Annotated in this window: 1 protein-coding gene; it reads right to left on the bottom strand. The window is 42.8% G+C overall.

Features of this window, described 5'->3' with window-relative positions; genetic code table 11:
- Nucleotides 1-160: 160 nt before the first annotated feature.
- Nucleotides 161-761, bottom strand: a 601-nt coding sequence (locus tag HGH47_RS12215; protein ID WP_432912745.1) for a DNA adenine methylase, incomplete at its 5' end; no start/stop codon positions are given.

Consider the following 761-nt stretch of genomic DNA (forward strand, 5'->3'; position numbering starts at 1 on the left):
TTGTAACCGCGCGCGCAAACTAGGAAAAATTTTGCACATAGAATAGGAAAAACAACGGCCGTATTTTACATCAATATTAGGAATTAAACCGCCTATAAAACAGCTTTTAATGGCAGGAAAAGCACCCCTAAAATGGCTTTTTAAGGGTGCTTTTTTGATTTTAAAGGCTGTCGGTATCGCTGTTTACGATCCGCTTTTGTGAGCCTTTCAGGTCTACCGATATAGGATAATTGGCCGTCAATACCTCTACCTTGTGGCGGGGTGTTTGCGCCCGGTTAGTCATAGAGCAAGCCATCTCTATTTCAACCGTATGCCATTTATTCCGTTTAATGCATTCTTTTAATGCAGGGTTCCGATAGGAACTCAACAAGAATTTACCTTTAATTTCCTCCAATAAAGCAAGCAAATTGTCAAAATCCTCTTGGCTGTAGCCGTCATAATGCCCTTGATCTGCACCGACATACGGCGGATCAATGTAGAAAAAAGCTTCTGCAGTGTCACGGCTTCTGATAATCCGCAGTGCATCACAACACTCAATCTGTGTATTTTGCAGTCTGACGGCATATTCTTCGGTAAAATTTTTCCGTTTATTGGCAAGTTTTTTACTTGCACAACCGGCACGGTCATATCCAAAAGCAGCATCCAGTTTACAGCCGTATGAGATATTTGCAAGCATCCATACAGCCCACGCCCGTTTTACCCTATCAAACATATCGGGGTTGTCATAGATAACTTGCGCTTGCCGGTGCTTTGCCCTGCTA

This window comes from Treponema sp. OMZ 805, from assembly GCF_050937395.1.
GTDB lineage: Bacteria > Spirochaetota > Spirochaetia > Treponematales > Treponemataceae > Treponema.